The following is an 8653-nucleotide window of genomic DNA, read 5'->3' as shown; positions in this document are numbered from 1 at the left end:
CGGCACCCCATTTCGCTCGATCACACGCCGGATCCACTCGTTGGTGTAGACGGGAACCGTGCTCTTTTCGACGATCACCTTGTAGGAGTCGACGGAGCGCGCGATTTCGCTTGCCACGGCATCCACGAAGGAGAGATCGGCGCTGCCGGTCTCGCTCTGCGGCGTGCCGACGGCGATAAAGATGGCCTGCGCCGACTGCGCAGCAGCGCGCAGATCCGAGGTAAACTCCAGCGACCGGCCGCGGTGGCGCGCGAGAAGCTCGGGCAGGTGCTCCTCATGAATCGGAATTCCGCCCGCTTGCAAGCTGCGTACCTTGAATTCATCGTTGTCGACGCAGACCACACGATGTCCAATCTCAGCAAAACAAGCCGAAGCAACCAGGCCCACGTAGCCCGAACCTACCACGGCAATGTTTACCGGCCCACTTTTCGGCTTCATCAGTCAGTCCACCCCTCTTGACACGTCAAGGAATCTCGCCGGCAGCCGCTAGTCCGTTTGCGTCAACGCGTGTTCGCTGTCATCGGACACCGGAAGCTGATCTCGATAGCGCCAGAGAAGCGGAACCAGCTGCGGCGCGGAAAAGTACCGCGGAACGTAGCGTCGGGGTGACGACATACAACGGAACAGCCAGCCGAGATAAAACCGGTCAGCCCATTCCGGAATGCGCACCTGGTCGCCACTGAGAAATGCGATCGCTGCCCCGATGCAGTGAATCGTCGGAAGAAAATCCAAGTTTCGCTTCAGGTAAAGCCCGAGCCGCTCCTGCGTACCGCCGCCCAACGTGATTACCACGTGTTTCGGCCGTAGAGCATGCAGCCTTTCAATGAGTTCGTTGTCCTCTACTTTACTGCCGTACATGGGTGCCTGGTAGACACACTTTTGTGGTACTTCGATCCCCTTCGACCGGAGCCAGTCCAGGTTTTTCTGTGAACTGACGCTGCCGGCCATTATCCACAAGGTGTTTCCAGGCGCACGCACGTCGTCCTCTTGCAGCAGTCCTTTCAGATACTTGAGCCCTGACAGCCGTGTGATGGAGTCGCCCTGAAGGAAATTCCAGACCATCACCATGAAGGCCGAATCGGCAATCGCCAGGTCCGCGTTCGTCAGCGCCTCGCGGTATTCGTCGTTCCTCGCGACATCTTTCAACGACGGTGCGGAGGGCACCACGAGCAGCCCGCCGCGCTCAAGACGCCGGATCGCGCCCTGCACATCGCCAATGTAAAAATTCACTCCCAGGATTTGCCGTTCGTTCAGGGATTCGCTCATCTTGTATCTCTCCGGTGGTGTGTTGCCGGTTGATTGGGCGCCCGCTCAAAACGTGCTCAGGCACGAGCAAGGGCGAGAATCTCTTTCTGAGTCCACTCATAGGTTTTTGCGAGGCCGTCTTTGAGACGGATGGAAGGCTGCCAACCCAGGTACTCGAGAATCCTGGTGTTGTCGCTGTTGCGTCCGTTCACGCCCTTCGGCGCGTCGAGTTTGTAGCGGCGCTTGAGCTTCACGCCGGCAATTTCTTCCACAATGTCCACAAGCTGATTGATCGTGACGAGTTCGTTCGATCCGAGATTGAGCGGCTCGTGGATCTCACTCTCGATGATGGCCTGTGTACCTTTCATGCAGTCGTCGATGTACATGAAGCTGCGGGTCTGGTTGCCGTCGCCCCAGATTTCAATTTCGTGCTTGCCCGACAGCTTGGCTTCAAGCACCTTGCGGCAGATCGCAGCCGGAGCTTTTTCGCGCCCGCCGGTCCAGGTGCCATGGGGCCCGTAGACATTGTGGTACCGCGCAATTCTGCTTTGCATTCCGAAGTCTTCTTCAAAATGGCGGCACATCCGTTCGCTGAAGAGCTTCTCCCATCCGTAACCGTCTTCGGGAAGGGCGGGATACGCATCCGACTCTTTCAACGGAATTACACGGGGATCTTTCTGCTTTTCGCCGTTGTACACGCAGGCCGACGAAGAATAGAAGAAGCGCTGGACACCGCAATCGCGCGCCGCAACCAGCATGTGCGTGTTGATCAGCACGCTGAGCATGCAAAGCGTCTTGTTGTTCTCGATGAATCCCATACCGCCCATGTCGGCAGCAAGCTGGAAGACGACTTCGGCTCCTTTGGCCGCCGCGTAGCAACTATCCTTATCCTTCAAGTCTGCGACCACATTTTCGACGTCAGCAGAGACCTGGTACCACTCATCCATCGGCTTCACGTCGACAACGCGAATGACATTGACTCCGTTATCAAGAAGGCTGCGTACGAGATGGCCCCCTATAAATCCTCCGCCACCGCAAACAACTGCAGCTTTACCTTTGAGATCCATCAGCCTTATGGCTCCTTTTTGTTCTCTTCGAACGGCGAACGCCTATGACTCTTTCAGGACTGGTTCCCGTTTGAAGCGATTATGCAAGCACGGCTCACACGCGGAAATGCGGCTCGTTCCTCAAGCGAGGCAAAACTCTGAATAGGTTTCAAACAAGGAATTGAGATTTTCGGCATCGCCGAGAAACACGCGCCGCAGAGGACCGCGGCTCAGAACGATTGCGATCAGGGTGAGCACCAGCGTTTTGGCATTGGAGCAGCGCAACTCGCCACGCTGGATCCAAGGCTCAAGATACCGGGTGACCACTTCGACAAGTTCGCCCAGGTGCCTGCGCAGAAGCGGGTCGAGATCTTCGCTCAGTTCCAGGGCGCTGTATTGCAAAAGGCGCAGCAACTGCGGCTGCTGCTGGAGGGTTGTGGCAATCAATTCAAACGTGCACGCAAGGGCGGTACGCCCGTTCTGCGCTTCAGCCAGTCGCGTAAGCAATTCGCCGCGCAGTTGAACACGCTGTAACTCTGCTCCGAGTACCGCGACGTAAAGATCGCGCTTGCGGGGATAATGCCGGTAAATTGTTACCTCATTTACTTCCGCGGCCGAAGCAATTTCGCGCGTGCTCACTCCGTTGTAGCCAAATTGGGCAAACAGCGACGCAGCAGTGGTCAGAATGCGCTCTTCCGCGCTGCCTCTTGTAGAGCCTGCTGTTCCAGTCATAGTTTCTTTTGCCGCCTGTCTTAAGCTGGAAGGTGTCAAAACCGCTTGCTTCTTTCCTGATCGATGCGGGTCGCCGAGGGAGATGCTTGCCGTGATTTCCGTTTTCGCCAAAGCAGAGACCACACCAGCGCTAAGAGCACTGCAAGCCGGGGGTGAAATGCAGTTTCTCGTGCGTGCCGCTCTGAGGGCGGCCGACGAAACTTTCTCGAGGATTCTGGTTTACGCCGACTCACTTCCGGCGTATTCACGCAGTTCCAACCTGGGAAAGACCACAATTATCAACAAGCGTTTACTGCATCAGATGGGCGTAAAGACTGCTTGCTTTCCAAGCCCGCGAACTACGAACCCTGCACGCAGAGACGATGGCCGATTTCAAGCAGGCCGCCGGAGCTGCTTTTCTCCCCGGTCAATGGCTCCACGTCTTCTTCGTCCAATTCGACAGCCACGCTCTGCATGATTTGATCGATCGTCAAGACAACCCTGAAACCGCTCTTCTTCCGCACCACGACGCCTTCCATCCCGGCAAAGGCACCCGCGCGAATGCGCGCAAGCTGTCCGACGCGCAGCAGAGGATGCGGTTCAACCCGATGCTCCAGAAGGCCGGTTCGCAAAGCCTCGATCGCACCGTCGGGAAGCGGCGCAGGCTCACCTCCGGTCCCTCCCACCACGGCCAGAGCCCCAGGAACACTCAAAACGCTTACACGCTGCGAGCGCTGAATACGCACAAAAATATAGCCGGGGAAGAGCGGCAAGTCCAACGTCACCCGCGACCCGTCGCGCCATTTCCGGTCGGACCGATACAGCGGAAGATAATGCTCGATTTCGCGCTGACCCAAATGCTGCGCAATGCGTTTTTCGTGACGGGAAGTTGTATAGAGTGCGAACCAGCGCGAAGAACTGGTTACTTCCGCGCAATCGTCGACTCCGGGAGCTATGACTCGGATATCCTCAAGAGCGCTTCTTTGCAAGGCTTCGCCATCCTCACTTGGGGTGCAGGTATTTCACAAGGCAGTAAGAATTTGTTCAAAGCAACAATTTGAGGAGTTGGTAGGGAAGGATGAAAGCAAGTGCTTCCATCCAATTTGCGCTGTACACGGGCACCGACATGGTTGCCGATGCATTCAATATATCAGCAAATACGCGAATATCGAGTTAAAAGCAAGCCGCATTTAAGTACCCATGCCAATCTGTAAAACGCTTCAGTGCAAGCGCCTGCAAACATTTCAGGAGCAGGCAACCTTTTCCGTAAGGATTGCACCAAAAGCATCCGCTCAATTTCATTGCGATGTCAAAATCAGAAGAGATCCACGGTGACGACGTTACCTTCGATTTCAGATGTGCCCTATTCTTAACGGTTCGCATGATTACTTTTGAGCGAATATGCGCGGTTGTGTTTATCTCTCGGTAAATATCCTGCTTGACTCGGCGCACGATTCATTGGGGGTCTTGATCTCTTGGCTAACCCGACGCAAATACACGGGTTTGAATGTATTTCCTATGATGAGCAGACTGAAGCAAAGCCCGCGGAGTTATCTTCTCTCGATCCGCTAACCGATTTTGTTTCGATTCAGTCCAAGCGGGGCAGGCTACACTCGATGCCCGCAGGCGAGAGTTCAAGCATCAAAACCTGAGTACGAGGCGATGAGACCCGAGCCGACGCCGATTCCACTCGCGATTCTCACTGCGACCGAAGTTCAAGATTTGGAGTTCACGATTGAGAACCGCTCTTGTCGCATGTAGCTTGCTGATTGCAACCCTTGCGGCGGCGCAAGGCAATCAAGCAGATGCCAACCCAACTCTCTTTTCCGACGGCTCATCCGGTCCTAATCGGGGCTTTGGCGCAAGCGGGGGCGGCCAAGTCGAACCCTCAGCCTATCGCATCGAGCGATTTACAAGGTTGAGTCTCTTCGTTTCGGCCTCTCCGCTCGGACTTGGCGAACAGATATCTACCAATCTCAGTCCGCATCTGGATCTGCGTGTGCTCGGCGATTACATTTCAGTAAACACCTACCAGTTTTCCCAGAGAGATTTCCGGATTCGACTGAATATGGGATTTGTGAACATGGGTGCGTCAACAGACTACTACCCATTTCACAAGCCATTCCGTTTGAGTGCCGGATATCTCTTTTACAACGGCGACCGGCTTCGTGCAGAGCTAAAAGCCAACCAGAACGCGGTATTCACGATCAACAATATCGACTGGACATCAGACAACGCCGACCCTGTGCACGGTACCGGAAGGCTGACACTCGGCGGGAGCGGGTTTCTGCTCACGGCAGGATACGGCCGGATTGTTTCCCGCTCAGAGAAACACTTCAGCTTCCCGTTCGAAGCTGGAGTCGCCTTCATCAATACTCCTCACGCAACTTTTGATCTCAGAGGGCAAATATGTTCTGACCAAGGAATCAACTGCCAGCCCGCAGCCACGTATCCCGGTTTTGCGGATGCCCTCGCGGCGCAGTTGGTAACGTGGAACAAGGACGTTGCCCCGTACCATATCTATCCCGTCGTCGAAGGCGGCGTCGCCTACACCTTCAGCCTGCCGCGCCGGAGGTTCTGATCGATTCCGGCCTACCGTGAATCCATCAAGACGCTGCTTCGCAAATCAGGCGAGCAGTTCAGCGACGACATTGGGAGCAGCGTGCAGCGCTGCATCGATCTGCGACTGGTCTTTGCCGCCGGCTTCGGCAATATCAGGCTTGCCGCCGCCTGAGCCGCCGACGAACTTTGCAACTGCGCCGACGAGTTTGCCGGCCTGGATGCGCTTGATCAGGCCGGGCGTGACGCCGGCGATAATGGCGACCTTGCCTTCGGGTTGTGCGGAGGCGAGCACGACGACGCCTTCGCCCAGCTTCTGCTTGAGGTTGTCGACCAGCGTGCGCAGTTGACCGCGTTCGAGCGAATCGGCGCGGTGGGTGAGGACTTTTACGCCCTTAACATCGGTGGCGCGGCTGACTGCTTCGTCGAGGCCGCCAGCTGCGGACTTCATGCGGGCTTCTTCGAGTTCGCGGCGCAGGCGCTTCAGTTCGTCCTCTTGAGAGGCAAATTTGGCGCGGAGGCCTTCGGTCAGGTTGTCGACCGAGGGAACGTACTGGCCGGCGAGTTTGGCCACTTCAAAGTCGCGGCGGAAGGTGTCGAGCGAACCTAATCCACTGATGGCTTCGACGCGGCGCACGCCTGAAGAAACGGCGCTTTCACCGGTGAGCTTGAGCAGGCCGATTTCGCCGGTAGCGGCAGTGTGGGTGCCGCCGCAGAGTTCGGTCGAGAAGCCGTCAGACAGCTTCACTACGCGGACCTTGTCGCCGTATTTCTCGCCGAAGAGCGCCATGGCGTGATACTCGTTGACGGCGACTTCGATGGGAACGTCGACGAGGGTTTCTACCTTGGCGTTGGCGAGGACTTCGCGGTTGACGATGTCTTCGACTTCCTGCAGTTCTTCGTCGGCAACCTGGGCGAAGTGGGAGAAGTCGAAGCGGAGACGGTCGGGGTGAACAGCGGAGCCGGCCTGTTTGACGTGGGTGCCGAGCACCTGGCGCAACGCGGCGTGGATCAGGTGCGTGCCGGTGTGATTGCGCTTGATGTTGTCGCGGCGCACGCCATCGACGACGGTGTTGACGTGATCACCTACAGCGATGTCTTGCTTGAGGATGGCTTTGTGTGCGCGCACGCCCTGCACGGGGAGGACGCAGCCGGTGATTTCGGCGATGGTGGTGTTGCCGTCTGCTGAGGTGAACCAGCCGGTGTCGCCGACCTGTCCGCCGGAGTCGCCGTAGAAGCTGGTGTGGTCGAGGACGATTTCTACTTGATCTCCGGCCTTAGCTGAAGGCACGCCGGCGCCGTCTTTGACGATGGCGAGCACTTCGGCGTCGTTGGCGTTGAGCTGCTTGTAGCCGAGGAAGTCGGTCTTGGCGAGATCGCGGAAGACGGGGCTGGCGGATTTCTGGCTGCCGCCTTTCCAGCTGGCGCGGGCGCGGGATTGTTCTTCTTCCTTGGCGCGCTCAAAGCCCTCTTGGTCGAAGGCAATGCCTGCGTCGCGGGCTGCGTCAACCATGAAGTCCCGCGGAAGGCCGAAGGTTTCGTACAGGTGGAAGGCCCTTCTTCCTGTAAACCGCGATTCATCAAACGCTGAGACGATCAAATTCACGGCAAGCGGCCCGATTGGTGCACCCGTCTCGTCTGCAGCCTTGGTAAGCAGCGTTCTCAGAGAAAGAGACTCGGGCGCCGTAGTCAACCTCGGATTGGTGAGGACGGAAGAGGCGGTCCGGTATGCCTTTTCAGCGTTGTCTCCATCTGGCCAGTGTTCTCTATAGAACTCTCTCGACCGAGGATCGGCAGCAATTTGCTGGAGGAGCTCGTTGAGACCGATCTTGAGCACACGGTCGAACTGCCTTTCCTCGGCTTCGACCACCTTGACGATGCGCGGCGCGGATTCGATCAGTTCGGGATAGGCACGCTGCATCAGATCACGGACGGCGTAGACCATCTGGCCGAGGAACGGCTTCTCCAGCCCAAGTAATCGCCCATGGCGGATGGCGCGGCGCATGATCTTGCGCAGTACATAGCCGCGGCCTTCATTCGAAGGCAAGACGCCGTCGTTGATGAGGAACGTAGTTGCCCGCGAGTGGTCGGCGATAATGCGAAGCGAGGCTTTCTTTTGATCTGAAAGGCCTTCGATCATCATCCAAGAGTCGTCACCCTCACGAATCAGGTCCCAAGCTTCATCGACTAGGGGTCGAAACAAATCAGTCTCAAAGTTGCTGATCTTGTTTTGCAGTACCGCGGCTACGCGCTCGAGGCCCATGCCGGTGTCGATGGAGGGCTTGGGGAGCGGGGTTAGCTTGTAGGTGGTTGCCTTGGTGGCGGGATCGACGATGGCTGACCGGTCGAACTGCATGAACACGAGGTTCCAGATTTCGACGTAGCGGGCTTCGTCTTTGCCGAAGGGCAGATCGACGCCGGGGGTCTCGGCGGCTTCGAGGCCCATGTCGTAGAAGATTTCGGAGCAGGGGCCGCAGGGGCCGGTTTCGCCCATCTGCCAGAAGTTATCCTTTAGCCCGTACTGGAAGATGCGCTCTTTAGGGACGCCGGTCTCGATCCAGAACTGCTCGGCTTCGTTGTCGCGGGGAACACCGTCGGCACCTTCGAAGATGGTGACATAGAGACGGTCTTTAGGGATGCCAAACCACTCGGGGCTGGTGACCAGCTCCCAGGCGAAGGCGATGGCGTCGCGCTTGAAGTAGTCGCCGAAGCTGAAGTTGCCCAGCATCTCAAAGAATGTATGATGGCGGCGGGTGAAGCCGACATTCTCAAGGTCGTTATGCTTGCCGCCGGCGCGGACGCACTTCTGACTCGTGGTCGCGCGGGAGTAGTCGCGCTTTTCCGCGCCCAGAAAAAGGTCCTTGAACTGATTCATTCCCGCATTGGTGAACAGCAGTGTGGGATCGTTGGCAGGCACCAGCGACGAAGAGTGCACACGGCGGTGGCCCTTGGTCTCAAAGAAGCGCAGAAACAGCTCGCGAATTTCGTTTCCCGTGCGGAATTGCATGTCTTTACCAGTGTAATCGGCAAGCCCGAACGACAGAAAACCGGTAACAAATCGGCTGGATCTGCATCTCATGAGTGCGTCAACA

7 protein-coding genes are annotated in these 8653 nt (G+C 57.2%); 1 reads left to right on the top strand and 6 read right to left on the bottom strand.

All coding sequences use genetic code 11. The annotated features are described in order from the left end of the window. From WCA10_RS22875 to nusG, 5 genes are all read right to left on the bottom strand, one after another. On the bottom strand, positions 1–438 hold a 438-nt coding region (locus tag WCA10_RS22875), incomplete at its 3' end, for a 2-dehydropantoate 2-reductase N-terminal domain-containing protein (protein ID WP_472824849.1). Between the two features lie 48 nt (positions 439–486). Next, entirely contained in the window at positions 487–1266 is a 780-nt protein-coding gene (locus tag WCA10_RS22870) for a WecB/TagA/CpsF family glycosyltransferase (protein ID WP_472824848.1), read from the bottom strand. A 56-nt stretch (positions 1267–1322) separates the two neighbouring features. Continuing rightward, a complete protein-coding gene (locus WCA10_RS22865; protein ID WP_472824847.1) occupies positions 1323–2312 on the bottom strand; it encodes an NAD-dependent epimerase/dehydratase family protein in 990 nt (329 codons plus the stop codon). Positions 2313–2432: 120 nt separating this feature from the next. Next, positions 2433–3023, bottom strand: a complete 591-nt coding sequence (locus WCA10_RS22860; RefSeq protein WP_472824846.1) for a TetR/AcrR family transcriptional regulator — start codon at positions 3021–3023, stop codon at positions 2433–2435. A 338-nt stretch (positions 3024–3361) separates the two neighbouring features. Continuing rightward, positions 3362–3991, bottom strand: coding sequence for a transcription termination/antitermination protein NusG (nusG, locus tag WCA10_RS22855; protein ID WP_472824845.1), 630 nt, complete (start codon positions 3989–3991; stop codon positions 3362–3364). Positions 3992–4737: 746 nt separating this feature from the next. Between nusG and WCA10_RS22850 the strand changes: the two genes are divergently transcribed. Beyond that, entirely contained in the window at positions 4738–5583 is an 846-nt protein-coding gene (locus tag WCA10_RS22850) for a hypothetical protein (RefSeq protein WP_472824844.1), read from the top strand. A gap of 45 nt (positions 5584–5628) precedes the next feature. Here the strand turns inward: WCA10_RS22850 and alaS are convergent, their stop codons facing one another. Next, positions 5629–8568 carry an alanine--tRNA ligase gene (alaS, locus tag WCA10_RS22845; RefSeq protein WP_472824850.1) on the bottom strand — a complete coding sequence of 980 codons (2940 nt, stop codon included), beginning with the start codon at positions 8566–8568 and terminating at the stop codon, positions 5629–5631. Positions 8569–8653: the final 85 nt, after the last annotated feature.

The sequence above is a fragment of the Occallatibacter sp. genome, from assembly GCF_049582745.1.
GTDB lineage: Bacteria > Acidobacteriota > Terriglobia > Terriglobales > Acidobacteriaceae > Telmatobacter.
The sequence above is the reverse complement of the archived record's forward strand: the minus strand, read 5'-3'. Positions and strand labels throughout refer to the sequence as shown.

What these genes read in the sequence shown, in the direction of transcription:
- WCA10_RS22870 (WP_472824848.1), bottom strand. Translation starts at nt 1,266, where the DNA reads ATGAGCGAATCCCTGAACGAACGGCAAATCCTGGGAGTGAATTTTTAC.
- WCA10_RS22860 (WP_472824846.1), bottom strand. Translation starts at nt 3,023, where the DNA reads ATGACTGGAACAGCAGGCTCTACAAGAGGCAGCGCGGAAGAGCGCATT.
- WCA10_RS22865 (WP_472824847.1), bottom strand. Translation starts at nt 2,312, where the DNA reads ATGGATCTCAAAGGTAAAGCTGCAGTTGTTTGCGGTGGCGGAGGATTT.
- alaS (WP_472824850.1), bottom strand. Translation starts at nt 8,568, where the DNA reads ATGCAATTCCGCACGGGAAACGAAATTCGCGAGCTGTTTCTGCGCTTC.